Genomic DNA, 16,267 nt, shown 5'->3' with positions numbered 1-16,267 from the left:
GACCGGGCGCTGAGTCTTTCTCCCCGAACGCCCCATCCCCCTCGGCGCCCTGACGCTCAGTACGCCAGCAGTGCCGCACGGGTCGCGCGTGTACGAGCCAGGAGCGCCTGCTCCTCGTGAGCTGCGAGCGGATCGCGACCAGTGATCGCGCGCTGACGCACGATCGCGAGCGTCGTGGCGTCCTTGATGAACTCGCGCATCAGCGCACGTCGGTCGCCCCGCAGTTGCGCCGCCCAGGCGAGTCCGGTCTTGCGACCGGGGCCGGTGGCGAGCATGTTCACCTCTTCGGGCGTGAACCACCCCGCCGCCGCGTAGTCGCCCAGCCGCGCCTTCGTCAGACGCGCCTCCTCACGGCGCAGCGCGATGACCCCGAGGATGCAGCCGATGAACAGCGGCACCTGGAGCAGGAAATACAGCAGGAAGAAGTCCCCGAAGGTCGCCGACCCGTTCCAGAGCGCGTGCAGGAGCACGGCCCCGATCCAGCCGATCGCCGCGTACCCCAGCACGGAGCCGGCTCCGACCTGACGTCGTGCGGCGAGGCCGATGGCGAGGCCGGTCAGCGCGGTGAACATCGCATGGGCGAACGGCGAGAGGATGGCGCGGACGACGAACGTCATCGTCAGTTGCGCTTCGCCTCCTTCGATGAGGCTGATGGCGAAGTACTGGATGTTCTCGGTGAACGCGAAGCCGGCGCCGACGAGCGCGCCGTAGACGACGCCGTCGACCGGCCCGTCGATGCTGCGGCGCGCGACGACGTAGACGAGCCAGATGCCGACGCCCTTGAAGAACTCCTCCGCGAGCGGAGCCTGGACGACCGCGGTCAGCGCCTCAGGGCGTTCGCCGAGCACGAGCGTGACGACGAGATCGAGCAGCAACGAGAGACCCACCGCGGCGATCGCGCCCCAGGCCACGGCGAAGAAGACCAGCAGCTTCGGCTCTGGCTCCCAGCGGTCGATCATGCGCACCACGAGGAAGACGATCACCAGCGGGATGAACGCGAGGATGAAGCCGATGGCCGACGCACCGGGGCCGAGGAAGACCACGAAGTATCCGATCAGCGCCAGCAGGAGGAAGCCGAGGAAGCCGAAGCCGACGTAGAGCGCGACGCGCCCCCGGCGATGCGGCACCGCAAGCGCCGGCAGGCCTGGCGCGGGGGCCGGCGCCACCGGCGCCGACGGGGCGTGGTACACCGGCTGCGCGAGCACCGACGGGTAGCCGGGCTGCCGGGTGAAGGCCGCAGGCGCGTAAGCGGACGCCGCGTACTGCTGCGCGGAGTACTGCGGCCGCGGCGCGCCGTACGGAGGCTGGGGCGGCAACGGCTGCCGCGGCGCGGGCCCGGAGGGCGGCTGATGCATGGGCGGGGGCGAGCCTGCAGAACTCATAGAGAAAAGCATATGTGGCGCTTCATCCCGCGCCGGAGCGCCGATCACGGCTACCGTAGAGGCATGCGGTTCGCTCATCTGCGCCGTGCCGACTCCTCTGCGGTAGAGCTTGCCGTGGTCGAGGGCGCCGACGCCATCCTCGTCTCAGACCTCCTTCCCGACTCCCCCGCGACTCTTCAGCAGCTCATCGAGGGCGGCGCCACGCTGCTCGACGACGTGCGCGCCGCTGTCGCGCTCGGCAGGGCGCCGCGGCATCCGCTCTCCGGCTTCGCGTTCGCGTCGGCCGTGATCGCACCGCCCGCGGTGCTCGCCGTCGGCCTCAACTACGCGGCGCACTCCACCGAGCTGGGCCTGAAGACGGATGCCGCCCCGACCGTGTTCACGCTGTGGCCGAACTCGCTGACCGGGCACGAGCAGACCACCTCCTGGCCGCGCACCCTGAGCGAGGCCGTCGATTACGAGGCCGAGCTCGGCGTGCTCATCGGCGCCCCGGCCAAGGACGTCGCCGAGGAGGACGCGCTCGGGCACGTCTGGGGCTACACCGTCGTCAACGACATCACCGCGCGTAACGTGCAGTTCGCCGAGGCGCAGTGGTCGCGCTGCAAGTCGTTCGACGGCTTCACCCCGACCGGCCCTGTGGTCGTCACCGCCGACGAGATCGCCGATCCGCAGGACCTGCACATCTGGGCGGTCGTCGACGGTCAGATCGTGCAGGACGCCACCACCGGGCAGATGGTGCGCACGGTCGCGGCCCTCATCGCGCACCTGTCGCAGTCGGTCACCCTGCCGCCTGGCACCCTCATCTCCACGGGAAGCCCTGGCGGGGCGGGATACTCCCGTGATCCGCAGATCTTCCTCCAGCACGGCTCCACCGTGACCGTCGGCGTCGACGGCATCGGCGAGCTCACCACGCACTGCCTCGTGCGGGACTGACCCTCGTACGCCGAAGGGCGGGAGACGGTGCGCACCGTCTCCCGCCCTTCGGCGTCGGCGCTCAGCGGGAGAGCGAACCGGATGCGCCGATCGAGGCGAACACGACGAAGACGACGGCGACGATCACGACGATCCCGAGCCCCGTGATGATCCAGCCGGCGATGATCGCGATCGTAGCAGGGATGTTGTCGTATCCGACGGCACGGCTCTGGTTGCGGGCGACGTAGCCGAGGATCAGCCCCAGCACGGACGACACGACGAACGTGAGGATGACCGCGACGATGCCGAGCGTCTTGCCCGGGATGCTCGGCGGTGCGGGTGCGTACGACGGCGACGGTGCGCCGGGAATCTGCTGGGACATGTTGCCTCCGGTCGATGGGATGTCTCCGGGAACTCTACCGCGTGCCCCGGTTCAGATCTCGGCGAGCTCCTCCGGCGCAATGGTCGGAACCGCCGCCGTCACGGCTTCGAGCCCCGACAGCCGGGCGGGTGAGAGCTGCTTCATGACCTCGTCGCGGGACATGAGTCCCGCCTCGACGACGAGGTCGGCGACGTTGCGGTTCGTCAGCAGCGCGGTCTTCGCGAGCGCCGCCGCCGCCGCGTAGCCGATGAAAGGGGTGAGCGCAGTGATCACGCCGACCGAGGCGCCGACCATCGCGCCCAGCCGGTCGCGGTTCGCGGTGATGCCGTCGACGCAGTTGACGCGCAGCGTCCACATCGCCTGACGCATCCACGTGATCGACTGGAAGATCGAGTGCGCGATCACCGGCTCGAAGGCGTTGAGCTGCAGCTGACCGCCCTCGACGGCCATCGTGACGGTGGCGTCGGCGCCCACGACCGAGAAGGCGACCTGGTTGACGACCTCGGGGATCACCGGGTTGACCTTGCCAGGCATGATGCTGGAGCCGGCCTGCATCGCCGGGAGGTTGATCTCCCCGAGACCTGCCTGGGGGCCGGAGGACAGCAGGCGCAGGTCGTTGCAGATCTTCGAGAGCTTGATGGCGTTGCGCTTGATGGACGACGAGAACGACATGAACGAGCCGGTGTCGCTGGTGGCCTCGACGAGGTCGGAAGCCGTGGCGAGGTCGAGACCGGTGATGGCGCGCAGGTGCCTCAGCACGGCGGGCGCGTAGTCGGGATGCGTGGTGATGCCGGTGCCGATCGCGGTGGCGCCCATGTTGATCTCGAACATGAGCGCCGCGTTCTCGCTGAGGCGCTGATGGTCGTAGCCGAGGGTGGTCGCGAAGCCGTGGAACTCCTGCCCGAGGGTCATCGGGACGGCGTCCTGCAGCTGCGTGCGCCCGACCTTGAGCACGTCGTGGAACTCGCCGGCCTTCGCGAGGAAGGACTTGCGCAGCAGATCGAGCTCTTCGAGCATCGAGTTCAGCGTCAGCGACAGCCCGATCTTCACCGCCGTCGGATACACGTCGTTCGTGGACTGGCTGCGGTTGGTGTGGTCGATCGGCGACAGGAAGGCGTAGTCGCCCTTCTCCCGTCCGGCCAGCTCGAGCGCGATGTTGGTGATGACCTCGTTCGCGTTCATGTTCGTCGAGGTGCCGGCGCCGCCCTGGATCACCCCGACGGTGAACTGATCGTGGAACTCGCCGTCGATCACCCGCTGGGCTGCGCGGTCGATGAGATCGGCCCTCTCGGCGTCGAGGACGCCGATGTCCTTGTTCGCCCTGGCGCTGGCCTGCTTGACCATCGCGAGAGCGGTGACGAGTTCCGGATAGACGGAGATGGGGCGTTTGGTGATCGGGAAGTTCGCATCGGCGCGGGCGGTGTGGATACCCCAGTACGCGTCGGCGGGGATCTCCATGCTCCCGAGGGAATCGGTCTCTGTGCGGGTGAGGGCGGGCGCGGCGGAAGCCATGTCACATCCTTGTGGGTCGTGGCGAGTGAGTGATTCGGGGGTACATCTAGTGTACGCCTGTTCAACGCGAGCGCGAGGTCACCGCCCCGGCTTGCGCGAGAACGCATCGAGCCTCTCGGCGCGGCTGAGACCGGCCATCCTCTCCACCCACTCGGCGGTGAACACATCGGCCGTGGCGGCGTCCGTCACCGGCACCACGGTGTAGGTGATGACATCGGGATGCACGTGCACGAGCTGGAACGACTGAGCGGCGTCCATGCCGTTCACCTCGGTCGCCGGCCGCGCGACGTTCATGGTGTAGCAGGTCGACGACGCCACGCTCACCGGGACGCCGGCGAAGGTGCCGCTGGACGAGTAGTGCAGATGCCCCGCCAGGATGCCGCGCACGTCCGTGCCGCGCACGACGTCGGCGAGCTCGTCCTGATGCTGCAGCTCGAGGATGTCGAACAGCGGCACGTGCGCCGGCAGCGGCGGGTGGTGCATCGCCAGCAGCGTGCCGTGCGGGGCGGGCTCGGCGAGGATGCCGGCGAGCCATCGCAGCTGCGCGTCGTCGAGGTCTCCGTGATGCCAGCCGGGCACGCTCGTGTCCAGCGCGATGAGCCGCAGCCCGTCGAGATCCCAGACGCCGGTGACCGGCTGCTGCGAAGCGTCATCGTCGAGCAGCTCGGCGCGCAGGGCCGGCCGCTCGTCGTGGTTGCCTGCCACCCAGACGATCGGGCATCCGAGCTGCACCGCCACCGGCTCGACGGCCAGGCGCAGCCGTCGGTACGCGTCGGGCTCCCCAAGGTCGGTGAGATCGCCGGTGACGACGATCGCCGATGGGTGCGCATGCACGCGCCGGACGGCATCGAGGGTCGCGGCGAAGTTGGCGTCGGTGTCGGCGCCGCCCGGATGCCTCGCTCCCCCGGCCAGGAAGTGCGGGTCGCTGAGGTGGACGATCACGTGCGACGCGGGGCTGTGGCGTCCGAGAGAGGGCAGATCTGCCATGCTCTCAGCCTAGACACCAGGGCCGGGCCGCTGCGATCGCGCTCAGTGGCCGACGACGATGATGACGATGCCGCTCAGCACGGCGAGGCCGCACAGCGCGAAGCATCCGTACGCCCCCACGAGGGCGAGGAGCTTCTGCCGTTCGGTGAGCGGGCTCTGCTTCGCCGCCTTGGCCGCCTGCTTGGCCGCGCGCTTGAGGTCCTTCTCGGTGATGACCGTGATCGCGTCGGTGAACTCGGCGGGACTCACCACCGGCGCCCGGCCGCCGCGCACGAGCAGGCGCAGCCCCAGCGCGTAGAAGGTGACGATCGCCGCTGCTCCGATGAGAGCCGCCGCGAACACCTGGAAGAACGCGAGCCAGTTGATCTCGATGACCATCAGCGGCCTCCCTCTGCACCGGATTCGGCTTCGGCGGCGAGCTCTCGCGCGGCGCGCTCGGCCCGTGCCCGGCGACTCGCGCTGAGCACCTCCCACTCCTGGGCCGCCTGCTCGGCCTCGGCGAGTTTGCGCTTGGCGACCTCCGCCGCCTTCTTGGCTGCTTTGACCTCGGGGCCCGAGCCCATGGACTTCTCGAGCTTGCGCGCGCGGTGCACGGCCTTCTCGGCCTCGACGGCCTTGCGATCGGCCTTCGCCAGCGCCCTGGCCAGCTCGATGCGGCTCTGGCGCCGCGTGGGTCCAGGGGCCTCTGGCAGGTCGACGGCGAGGCCGGACTCCGCCACGTCGCTCATCGCGTTCGAGTGGGTGACGGCGTCGTGGCGCGAGCGCAGGAACAGGCCGACGATGATCGCCACCGCGAGGACCGCATCGATGGCGACGCCCCATCCGCCCAGCCACTGCACGAGCAGCGCGGCGAGAGCGCCGACAGCGCCCGCGGCCGGGAGGGTGAGCAGCCATCCGATCGCGATCCGGCCAGCGGTGCGCCAGCGCACCTGCGAACCACGGCGGCCGAGCCCCGAGCCGATGACCGATCCCGAGGCGACCTGGGTCGTTGAGAGGGCGAACCCGAGGGCGCTGGAGGCGAGGATTGTCGCCGCCGTCGAGCTCTCGGCCGAGAACCCCTGCGCCGGCTTGACATCGGTCAGCCCCTTGCCGAGCGTGCGGATGATCCGCCAGCCGCCGAGATAGGTGCCAAGTGCGATGGTGAAGGCGCACGCCACGATCACCCAGAACTCCGGCTCGTGATGCGCGCCGGACTGCCATCCGATCGTGATGAGGGCGAGCGTGATGATGCCCATGGTCTTCTGCGCGTCGTTCGTGCCGTGCGCGAGGGCGACGAGGGACGAGGTGAAGATCTGCCCCCAGCGGAAGCCGTCGCGTCCGTCGGGCTTGCCGTCGTAGCGACGGGTGATCGAGTACGCGATCTTCGTCGCGATGAAGGCGATGACGCCCGCCGTGAGCGGAGCGATGAGGGCAGGAAGGATGATCTTCGACAGCACGACGCCGAAGTCGATGCCCGAGAAGCCGACGCCGATGAGGGTCGCGCCGATGAGGCCGCCGAACAGCGCGTGCGACGAGCTCGAAGGAAGCCCGAGCAGCCAGGTCAGCATGTTCCAGGTGATCGCGCCGATGAGGCCGGCGAAGATGAGCGGAAGGAAGATCTCGGCGCCCATCTGCCTGATCGCGTCCTCGCGCACGATGCCGCCGGAGACGGTCTTGGCGACCTCGGTGGATAGGAAGGCGCCGACGAGGTTCAGCGCGGCGGCCAGCAGCACCGCGGTCCTCGGCTTGAGGGCGCCGGTCGCGATGGGCGTGGCCATGGCGTTCGCCGTGTCGTGGAACCCGTTGGTGAAGTCGAAGAACAGTGCCAGTGCGATCACCAGCACGACGATGAGGGCTGCGGTTTCCACCGTTCGCTTTCGGTCGTGTGAGGAAGGAAGAGGATGTCGACGGGATCGACGTGACGAACGAAGAGTTCGTCGGGGGTTTGACTTCCGTTAACCGGCCCCGCTAAATCCTCCCACCCTCTCCGAACCCGGTCAACTCGACCTCGACTAGCGTGGGAGGGTGACCGAAGCACCAGCAGCCGCCCGCCGCCCGATCGTCCGCACGCACCACGGCGATGCCGTCGAGGATCCGTACGAGTGGCTGCGCGACAAGGACTCCTCCGAGGTGATCGCCCACCTCGAGAGCGAGAACGCCTACACCGAGGAGCGCACAGCGCACCTCGCCGATCTCCGCGAGAAGCTCTTCCAGGAGATCAAGGGGCGCGTGCAGGAGACCGGCCTCTCCGTGCCGACGCGGCGGGGCGGATGGTGGTACTACAGCCGCACCGAGGAGGGCGCGCAGTACAGCATCCACTGCCGCACCGCGGCCGCCGACGACGACTGGACGCCCCCCGAGCTCCAGCCGGGCGTCGCCGTCCCCGGCGAAGCGGTGCTGCTCGACGGCAACGTCGAGGCGGAGGGCCACGGCTTCTTCTCACTCGGCGCCTTCGACACCTCCGACGACGGGACGATGCTGCTGTGGTCGACCGACTTCGAGGGCGACGAGCTCTACACGGTGCGCGTGCGCGACCTCACCACCGGTGAGACCCTCGCCGACGAGATCCCGAACACCGGCGGCGCGTTCTTCACGCCGGACGGCTCAGGCGTCCTCTACACGACCCGCGACGAGGCCTGGCGCCCCGACACCCTGTGGCTGCACCGGCTCGGCACCCCCGTCGCCGACGACGTGCAGCTGTTCCACGAACCGGACGAGAGGTTCTGGCTCGGTGCCGGCATCACCCGCAGCCGTCGCTTCCTCGTCATCGCGGTCGGGTCGAGCATCACCAGCGAGGAGCACCTCGTCGACCTCCGGGGCGACCTCACCGCCTCGCCGCGACTGGTCTGGCCGCGCACCGAGGGCGTCGAGTACTCGATCGAGCACGCGATCGTCGACGGCGAGGACCGGCTGTACATCCTGCACAACCAGGACGCTCTCGACTTCGAGCTCGTCTGCGTCCCGGCCGAGGACCCGCAGGGCGAGCGGGAGATCGTCCTGCCGCACCGGCCTGGGCGCCGGCTGCTCGGAATGGACGCGTTCCGCGACTTCGGCACGGTCGAGTACCGCAGCGAGGGCCTCGAGCGGGTCGCGCTGCTCGACTACGCGTCTGGCACCCTCGAGGACATCGCCTTCGACGAGCCCCTCTATTCGGCCGGCGTCAGCGGCAACCCCGAGTGGCACTCGCCGTTCCTCCGCCTCGGGTACGGCTCGTTCGTCACACCGGGCACCGTGTACGAGCTCGACCTCGCCACCCGCGAGCTCGTGCTCCGCAAGCAGGCGGTGGTGCTCGGGGGCTACTCCCCCGCCGACTACGGTCAGCGGCGCGAGTGGGCGACGGCATCCGACGGCACCCGCGTGCCGATCTCGCTCGTCTGGAAGCGCTCGTTCGGCGAGCCGGGAGCGCAGCCGCGCCCCGTGCACCTGTACGGATACGGCTCCTACGAGCACTCCATCGACCCCGGGTTCTCGGTCGCCCGCCTCTGCGAGCTCGACCGCGGCGTCGTCTTCGCCGTCGCGCACGTGCGCGGTGGCGGCGAGATGGGGCGCCAGTGGTACGAGGACGGCAAGCTGCTGCACAAGCGCAACACGTTCACCGACTTCATCGCCTGCGCCGAGCATCTGATCGGCTCCGGCACGACCACCGCCGCGCAGTTGGTGGCGGAGGGCGGCAGCGCGGGCGGGCTGCTGATGGGCGCTGTGGCCAACCTCGCGCCGACCTCGTTCGCCGGCATCCTCGCCGCGGTGCCCTTCGTCGACGCGCTGACCACCATCCTCGACCCGTCGCTGCCGCTGACCGTCATCGAATGGGACGAGTGGGGCGACCCTCTGCACGACCCCGAGGTGTACGCGTACATGAAGTCGTACACGCCGTACGAGAACATCGGCGACGCCTCGACGTACCCGCGCATCCTGGCAGTGACCTCGTTGAACGACTCCCGCGTCGCCTACGTGGAGCCGGCCAAGTGGGTCGCGGCTCTGCGCGAAGCCGGAGCATCCGATGTGCTGCTCAAGTGCGAGATGGTCGCAGGTCACGGCGGCGTCAGCGGACGCTACAACTCCTGGCGCGAGCGGGCGTTCGAGCTCGCCTGGATGCTGGAGACCCTGGGTCTCGCCTGACGCCCGCCCTTCGAACCAGCCCGGTGCGAGACGACTCAGCCGAAGAGCGTGGCCGCGGCGTCGTAGCGGACCTGCGGCACCGTGTTCAGCTCGCCGAGGGCATCCGCGAAGGGGACGCGCACGATCTCGGTGCCCTGCATGGCCACCATCTGGCCCCAGGCCTCGTCGACCACGGCATCCGCCGCGTGCATGCCGAGGCGCGTGGCGAGCACACGGTCGAACGCCGAGGGCGCTCCGCCGCGCTGGATGTGACCGAGGATCGTCGCGCGCGTCTCGATGCCCGTGATGCGCTCGATCTCGGGGGCGAGCAGGTCGCCGATGCCGCCGAGGCGAGGGCGGTTGAAGGCATCGAGGCCCTTGTCGCTGTAGGCCTCGTCCATGTCGCGCAGCTTGAAGCCCTCCGAGACGACCACGAGCGGGGCACGACCGCGATCGTGCGCGCTCGTGACGAGCTCCGCGATCTCCTCGATCGACAAGGGCACCTCGGGGATGCAGATGACGTGGGCGCCTGCGGCCATGCCGGCGTGCAGGGCGATCCAGCCGACGTGGCGGCCCATGACCTCGGCGACCATGCACCGGCGATGCGAATCGCCGGTGGTGCGCAGTCGGTCCATCGCGTCGGTGGCGATGTTCACGGCCGTGTCGAAGCCGAAGGAGTAGTCGGTGGCGCGCAGGTCGTTGTCGATCGTCTTCGGGACGCCGATGACGTGGATGCCGTCCTTGGCGAGACGATCGGCGGCGGCGAGGGTCCCCTCGCCGCCGATCGCGATGATGCCGTCGATCTTGTGGCCGTAGAGGGTCTTGGCGATGTTCTCCGCACCGCCGCGCACGCCCTCGTAGGGGTTCGTCCGGCTCGTGCCGAGGATCGTGCCGCCAACCTTCGACAGACCCTTCACGTCGTGGCGGGTGAGGGGGAAGAAGTCGCCGTCGACGACGCCGCGCCAGCCGTCGCGGATGCCGACGAACTCGAGGTCATAGGCCCGGGTGCCCTTGAGCACGATCGCGCGGATGACCGCATTGAGCCCGGGGCAGTCGCCGCCGCTCGTCAGGATGCCGATCTTCATGCTGCCGCCTTCGATTGTTCGGGTGGTGGGGGAGGACGGCGACGTTGCCTGCGAATGAGACTAGCGTCCCGGAGCGATCGAGCGCCATTCGGAGCGCCGAAAACAGCGCTTCTTGCGTGCCGTATCAGACGAAATACGGGAACTTTGGGAAAGAGGCGCCCTTGAAGCGAAGAAGGGTGCTAAGAACATTGATTCTTAACGCCCTTCGCCCGCGGGATTCAGCGCGTGACGATCACGCCGCTCCCAGCGCCTCGCGCAGCAGGTGCATGAGCGCCGCCAGCTGCACCGGCTCGCCGGCCGCATCGTCCACGGCTTCGCCGTCGAGGGCGCGGGCTGCGAGCCCCTGCTTCTGATCGATGAGCTCGGCGATCTTCGTGTCGATCGTGTGCGCGGCGATGATGCGCCATGCCGTGACCGGCTCGTCCTGGCCGATGCGGTGCACGCGGTCAATGGCCTGGGTCTGCTCGGCCGCCGTCCAGGACAGCTCAGCGAGCACGACGTTCGAGGCGGCCTGCAGGTTGAGGCCGACGCCAGCCGCGGTGAGCGAGCACACCGCGATGCCGACCTCGGGGTCACCGTTGAAGTCGTCGATCGCGATCTGCCGGTTGGTGGAGGTCTGGTCTCCCCTGATCGACACGAAGCGGATGCCTGCGGCGGCGAAGTGCGCCTCGGCCTGATCCATGACGTCGATGTGCTTGGCGAAGAAGACGACCTTGCCGACCGAGCGCTGCAGCTGCGCGGCGTAGTCGGCCGCGAGGTGCGCCTTGGCCTGGCCGATGCGCCGGACCATGGTGAAGACGTTGTCGCCGCCGGTACCAGCGGCCTTCGACTCCTCGAGCTCGTTGTGGGCGACGAGGCGCACGATGTCGTCGTCGATCTCACCGTGCCCGCGCGAGATGCCGGAGGAGACCGCTGCGTCAGAACGGGCCGCGATGATGCGGCGGTACTTCGCCGCCATCCGCTCCCCGAGCTCCCGCTCGGCCTGACGGATGCTGCGCCCGAACTCGTCGTCGAGCTGCACCGGCAGGTCGGCGATGAGCTTGTCCGGCAGGTCGGCGGCGACGTCCTTCTTCTTGCGCCGGACGATGCCCATCGAGATCACCGCGTCGCGCGCCTCGGGGTAGAACGCCTTGTCGGCCGGCGTGAAGCCGGTCGCGTCGAGCTTCTCCATGAGCTCGGGGCCGGGCTTCTCGCCGTTGGTCCAGCCGAGGAAGCGCCAGATCGCGTCGAAGTCCTCGACGTCGTTGATCAGCGGCGTCCCGGTCAGTGCCATCATGAGCGGATTGCCGCCCGGGGTGCGCTCGCGCACCCGTGCGGCCAGCGAGAGCACGTTCTGCGAGCGCTGCGAGGTGAGGTTCTTGATGAAGTGCGCCTCGTCGACGACCATGCCGCGCAGGCCGATCGATGCGAGCCACGACAGGTGCCGGTCGAGGATCTCGTAGTTGACGATGAACACGTCGGCGAAGGCATCGATATCGGCGCCGTCTCCCTGGATGACGGTGGCACGGCGCTGCGGCGTCCAGCGCTCGACCTCGCGCGCCCAGTTCATCTTCACGACGTTCGGGACGACCGCCAGCAGCGGGTAGGCGCCGGCGACGGATGCCGCGAGCACCGACTGCGCCGTCTTGCCGAGTCCCGGCTCGTCGGCGAGCAGGAAGCTGCGGTGGCCGGCGCGCACCGACTCGAGGAAGCGCGACTGGTGCACCATCACCTCGAGGCCCTTGGGCGACACGTGGTCGAACTCGGGTGCAGGCGGCAGCTCCATGCTCGCCGCCGCACCCCCGGCCCCGGTCTCGAACGCCTTGTAGAGCGGACCCATCAGCTCCCAGCCGTCCAGCCGGCGACGCGGCGTCGTGGTGACGCGCGGCGTGAGGTCGGGGGCGAGGAAGGGGTTGGCGAGCTGACGCGCCTCGACCGAGGGCGGGGTCACCTGGCGCTCGGCGATCGCGGCGGGCACCACCGGCGCCTGCACGGGGACGACGTCCGCGATGATGAGCTCCTCCGGGGCGAGCTCCGCCCCGGACTCGAGCAGCCAGTCGCGGCGCATGCGCTTGGCCACGGGCGAGGTGGCCTGATCGGCTTCGAGCAGCTGGATCAGCGAGGTGTCGCGCGCCGCGGTCTTGGCGAGAATGGTGGCCACGCCGTCGAGCCGCTTGAGCAGTTCGGCGCGCGCGGCATCGCCGATCGCCGCGTCGGCCTTCACCCTGGCGCGCTCCTCGCGCACGAGGAAGGCGATCACCTGGAACTTGACCCTGTTCGTCGGTCCGAGCTTGCCCCGCTGGGACTTGGCCTCGATCTCGCGCACCTTGCGCGCGAGGATCGGGATGAGGGGTGCCTCGTCGTCACGACGAGAGGTCTTCCTGCGCCGTGTGGCGGCGGTTGCCGTGGTCGGCATGCTCCTCCTGAGCGTGGAGGCCACAGCATCCGTGGATGCCGGAGCCGTCTTCGGTGTCCGCGTGTGGCGCGAGCCAGGACCGTGCGGACGGTAACACCGGTTCTCGCCATCGCCTTTCGCTCCGGCAGGGAACCTCGGGAACTACGGGCAAGTCTACGCCATCAGGCGCTGATTCCCAGCACGCGGCGCGCGTCGTCGACATCGGCGGCCATCTGCCGCGTGAGCTCGTCGATGCCCTCGAAGGCCACCATCCCCCGTAGGCGCTCGGCGAACTCGACCGTGACATCGTGGCCGTACAGATCGAGACCGTTCTCGCCGATCACGTGAGCCTCCACCTGGCGGAGGATCACATCGTCGAAGGTGGGGTTCGTGCCGACCGAGATCGCCGCCGGATGCCGGATGCCGCTGTCGTGGTCGACCAGCCAGCCGGCGTAGATGCCGTCCGCCGGTACGAACGCGTCGGTGATGCTCTCGAGGTTCGCCGTCGGGAAGCCGAGCTCCCTGCCGCGCTTGTGCCCGTGCACGACCTCGCCGCGCACGTCGGCGAGGCGTCCGAGCACCGCGGCGGCGGCGGCCACGTCACCGGCCGCCAGCAGTTCGCGCACCCAACTCGACGACACCCGGCGGTGGGAGCCCGGCAGGTAGACCTCGTCGACGACCTCGACCGTGAACGCGTGCCGCGGGCCCATCTCGGCGAGCAGCGCGGGTGTCCCCTCACCGCCGTGCCCGAAGCGGAAGTCCTCGCCGACGAAGACCGTCGACACCTGGAGCGCCGAGACGAGGATGTCGGTGACGAACTCCTCCGCGGAACGCGCGGCGAACTCAGCGTCGAAGGTGAGCAGCAGCACCGCGTCGAGGCCGAGCTCGCCGAGCAGTTCGATCTTGCGCTCGACGGAGACGACGTTCTCCGGGCACAGGTCGGGGCGGATGACCGCCAGCGGGTTGCGGTCGAAGGTCACCGCGACCGCCCTGGCGCCGGACTGCGCGGCGCGCTGCTTCAGCCGTTCGATCACCGCGCGGTGCCCGGCATGCACGCCGTCGAACTTGCCGATCGCGACGGCCGACGGCCCGAACCACGCCGGCACATCGCCGGGGTCGCGGAAGACGATCACGCGCGCGCCCCGGCTGGACGGTGCGCGACCAGCCACCAGATGCCGAACATCGGCAGCACGAGGGGGATGAAGAGGTATCCGCGTCCGTACAGCGACCAGACCGTCTCGTGCTGGAAGAGCTCGGGCACGACCAGGCTCAGCGTGCCGACGACGAGCACCCCGGTGAGCTCGAAGACGATCGCGACCCAGGCGACCGCGTACCAGCCACGACGTCCAGCCAGGACGAGGGCGAGCGTGGCGAGGATGTACACGACCGCCGCGGCGGCCGACAGCGAGTACGCCAGCGGCGCCTCGTCGAACCGGCGGACGATCTGCACGAAGCTCCGCCCCGTCGCGGCGAGCGCCATGACGGCGTACACGATGACGAGGACGCGACCGATGCCGGTCATCCGGGGAGAAGGCGCAGAAGTGCTCATAGCTTGCACCATCCTAATCCGCGCCGGGTAGGACCCACGTCGCACTCAGGCGATCTGCACGGTCCAGATGACCTGCATTCGCCAGAGCATGATCGCGATGGCGAGCGCAGCGACCCCGAGGATCACGGTGCTCCAGCGACTGCGCTCCATGAGGGCCCACAGCACGGCGCCTGCCGGAAGGAGCGCGGCGGAGACGAGGTAGACCCAGTACTCGAGGAGGTCGCCGGTGGGCGGGTTGCCGGCGACGGGGGCGATGACGGCGACGACGATCTGCACGACGAGCAGCACCTCGACGAGCGCGAGGGATCCGACGCTGACGTCTCCTGGTCGGCGCCCGGCGAGACCGGCGACGACGCAGAACAGACCAGCGGCCAGCGCCACCACGATCTGCAGGGTCGTGAACCAGAGGATCATCGCGCGACCTCCGGCATGTTCATGACGCTCTTCAGATCCGCTCCGCGCCTCTCCACGATCCCGACCAGCGCACCGTCCTCGTCGATCGCCGCGGCGTGGGCGCCGTCGAGACGCACGGCGGAGCCTGCCAGCCGCTTGCCGTGACGGAGGTCCCGCGCATCGTCGGCGGTCACCGGTAGGACGGGCATCACCCGGCCTGCGGCGTCGGCCGGGCTCAGCGCGACGGCGTCGGCGAGGTCGTCGATGCCGACGGCATCCGCCACATCGAAGTCGCCCACCCTGGTGCGCCGGAGCGCCGTCAGATGGCCGCCGACACCGAGGCCTGCCCCCAGGTCGCGTGCGAGCGCGCGGATGTAGGTGCCCGATGAGCAGTCGACGACGACGTCGAGGTCGATGACGCCGTCGCCGTCGCGGCGGGCGAGCACGTCGAAGCGCGAGACGGTGACCTCGCGGGAGGCGAGGGTCACCTCCTCCCCCGCGCGAACCCTGTCGTAGGCGCGGCGGCCGTCGACCTTGATCGCCGAGACGGAGCTCGGCACCTGCGAGATCCGGCCGGTGAGAGCGCGGATGCCGTCGGCGATGAGCTCGTCGGCGATGCCCTCGGCGCCCGGTGCGGCCACGATGTCGCCGTCGGCGTCGTCGGTCGATGTCGTCTGGCCGAGGCGGATCGTGGCCGCATAGGTCTTGTCGGCGCCGACGATGTACGTCAGCAGCCGGGTCGCGCCCTCGATGCCGATGACGAGGAGCCCCGTGGCCATCGGGTCGAGCGTGCCGGCGTGGCCCACCTTCCTGGTGCCGAACGCACGGCGGGTGCGCGCGACGACGTCATGACTGGTGAGCACGGGCGGCTTGTCGACGAGGAGGATGCCGGGCGGGACCATCCACCCAGCCTACGGCGCGGCCGTCGCCTAGGCTGACGTGGTGTCCTCCGCGTCGCCCGCCCCCGTGAGCAGGGCGCACGTCGCGGACTGGTACCGGGACGCGGCACGGGATCTGCCGTGGCGGCGGCCGCAGTTCCGTCAGGAATACGGCGCCTGGGGAACGCTGGTCAGCGAGTTCATGCTGCAGCAGACGCCCGTGACCCGCGTGATCCCGCACCTTCAGGCGTGGCTGACGCGCTGGCCGACGCCTGGCGCCCTCGCCGCGGCCAGCCCGGCCGACGTGCTGCAGCAGTGGGCGAACCTCGGCTATCCCCGACGGGCGCTGTGGCTGCACCGTGCCGCGATCGAGATCGCCGATCGTCACGGAGGCATCGTGCCGCGCGACGTCGACGCGCTGCTCTCACTGCCCGGCATCGGAGACTACACCGCGCGCGCCGTCGCGGTGTTCGCCTACGGCGACCGGCATCCGGTGGTGGACACCAACACCCGGCGGGTGCTCGCCCGTGCCGTGCAGGGCGCAGCCCAGCCGGCGCCGCCCTCTCGGCGCGACCTCGACCTCATGGCGTCGCTGCTGCCGGCATCGGCGGCCGAAGCGGCCGTCTTCAACGCCGCGATGATGGAGCTCGGCGCCACCGTGTGCACCGCACGCGCACCGCGCTGCGAGCGCTGCCCGCTGCGCGACGGCTGCGCGTGGGTCGCCGCCGGCCGGCCG

The 16,267-nt window shown here is 69.9% G+C and carries 15 protein-coding genes; 3 read left to right on the top strand and 12 right to left on the bottom strand.

Annotated features, from left to right (window positions below):
• Nucleotides 1–56: 56 nt before the first annotated feature.
• A complete protein-coding gene (locus QM568_RS02380; RefSeq protein WP_415135431.1) occupies nucleotides 57–1,382 on the bottom strand; it encodes a PrsW family intramembrane metalloprotease in 1,326 nt (441 codons plus the stop codon).
• Between the two features lie 63 nt (nucleotides 1,383–1,445).
• Between QM568_RS02380 and QM568_RS02375 the strand changes: the two genes are divergently transcribed.
• Nucleotides 1,446–2,315, top strand: coding sequence for a fumarylacetoacetate hydrolase family protein (locus QM568_RS02375; RefSeq protein WP_415135429.1), 870 nt, complete (start codon nucleotides 1,446–1,448; stop codon nucleotides 2,313–2,315).
• 61 nt (nucleotides 2,316–2,376) lie between these two features.
• Here the strand turns inward: QM568_RS02375 and QM568_RS02370 are convergent, their stop codons facing one another.
• From QM568_RS02370 to QM568_RS02350, 5 genes are all read right to left on the bottom strand, one after another.
• Nucleotides 2,377–2,676 carry a hypothetical protein gene (locus QM568_RS02370; RefSeq protein WP_415135427.1) on the bottom strand — a complete coding sequence of 100 codons (300 nt, stop codon included), beginning with the start codon at nucleotides 2,674–2,676 and terminating at the stop codon, nucleotides 2,377–2,379.
• 51 nt (nucleotides 2,677–2,727) lie between these two features.
• Complete coding sequence (locus QM568_RS02365; protein WP_415135425.1) at nucleotides 2,728–4,188, bottom strand: aspartate ammonia-lyase; 1,461 nt, start codon at nucleotides 4,186–4,188, stop codon at nucleotides 2,728–2,730.
• 78 nt (nucleotides 4,189–4,266) lie between these two features.
• Nucleotides 4,267–5,175, bottom strand: a complete 909-nt coding sequence (locus tag QM568_RS02360; protein ID WP_415135424.1) for a phosphodiesterase — start codon at nucleotides 5,173–5,175, stop codon at nucleotides 4,267–4,269.
• A gap of 42 nt (nucleotides 5,176–5,217) precedes the next feature.
• Nucleotides 5,218–5,553: a peptidase gene (locus QM568_RS02355; protein WP_415135422.1), complete on the bottom strand. Its 336-nt coding sequence runs from the start codon at nucleotides 5,551–5,553 to the stop codon at nucleotides 5,218–5,220.
• The gene (locus QM568_RS02350) at nucleotides 5,553–7,022 is read right to left on the bottom strand and encodes an inorganic phosphate transporter (RefSeq protein ID WP_415135420.1); all 1,470 of its coding nucleotides are present in this window, start codon (nucleotides 7,020–7,022) and stop codon (nucleotides 5,553–5,555) included. The genes QM568_RS02355 and QM568_RS02350 overlap by 1 nt, the downstream gene beginning before the upstream one ends.
• Nucleotides 7,023–7,179: 157 nt before the next feature.
• Here QM568_RS02350 and QM568_RS02345 point away from each other — a divergent pair, with 157 nt between their 5' ends.
• Entirely contained in the window at nucleotides 7,180–9,273 is a 2,094-nt protein-coding gene (locus tag QM568_RS02345; protein WP_415135418.1) for a S9 family peptidase, read from the top strand.
• A 35-nt stretch (nucleotides 9,274–9,308) separates the two neighbouring features.
• On the opposite strand, the gene QM568_RS02340 is transcribed toward QM568_RS02345, so the two are convergent.
• From QM568_RS02340 to truB, 6 genes are all read right to left on the bottom strand, one after another.
• Nucleotides 9,309–10,337, bottom strand: a complete 1,029-nt coding sequence (locus QM568_RS02340; protein ID WP_415135416.1) for an ATP-dependent 6-phosphofructokinase — start codon at nucleotides 10,335–10,337, stop codon at nucleotides 9,309–9,311.
• A 232-nt stretch (nucleotides 10,338–10,569) separates the two neighbouring features.
• Nucleotides 10,570–12,732 carry a DEAD/DEAH box helicase gene (locus tag QM568_RS02335; RefSeq protein WP_415135414.1) on the bottom strand — a complete coding sequence of 721 codons (2,163 nt, stop codon included), beginning with the start codon at nucleotides 12,730–12,732 and terminating at the stop codon, nucleotides 10,570–10,572.
• 161 nt (nucleotides 12,733–12,893) lie between these two features.
• Nucleotides 12,894–13,844 carry a bifunctional riboflavin kinase/FAD synthetase gene (locus tag QM568_RS02330; RefSeq protein WP_415135503.1) on the bottom strand — a complete coding sequence of 317 codons (951 nt, stop codon included), beginning with the start codon at nucleotides 13,842–13,844 and terminating at the stop codon, nucleotides 12,894–12,896.
• The gene (locus tag QM568_RS02325; RefSeq protein ID WP_415135501.1) at nucleotides 13,841–14,233 is read right to left on the bottom strand and encodes a hypothetical protein; all 393 of its coding nucleotides are present in this window, start codon (nucleotides 14,231–14,233) and stop codon (nucleotides 13,841–13,843) included. The genes QM568_RS02330 and QM568_RS02325 overlap by 4 nt, the downstream gene beginning before the upstream one ends.
• A gap of 72 nt (nucleotides 14,234–14,305) precedes the next feature.
• The gene (locus QM568_RS02320) at nucleotides 14,306–14,674 is read right to left on the bottom strand and encodes a hypothetical protein (protein WP_415135412.1); all 369 of its coding nucleotides are present in this window, start codon (nucleotides 14,672–14,674) and stop codon (nucleotides 14,306–14,308) included.
• Nucleotides 14,671–15,555, bottom strand: a complete 885-nt coding sequence (truB, locus tag QM568_RS02315) for a tRNA pseudouridine(55) synthase TruB (protein ID WP_415135410.1) — start codon at nucleotides 15,553–15,555, stop codon at nucleotides 14,671–14,673. Before truB ends, QM568_RS02320 begins: the two co-directional genes overlap by 4 nt.
• Before the next feature lie 40 nt (nucleotides 15,556–15,595).
• Between truB and QM568_RS02310 the strand changes: the two genes are divergently transcribed.
• Nucleotides 15,596–16,267 (top strand): A/G-specific adenine glycosylase (locus QM568_RS02310; protein ID WP_415135408.1); only part of this gene is annotated, 672 nt, incomplete at its 3' end.

This window comes from Microbacterium sp. (genome assembly GCF_047607465.1).
Taxonomy (GTDB): Bacteria; Actinomycetota; Actinomycetes; order Actinomycetales; family Microbacteriaceae; genus Microbacterium.
The sequence above is the reverse complement of the archived record's forward strand: the minus strand, read 5'-3'. Positions and strand labels throughout refer to the sequence as shown.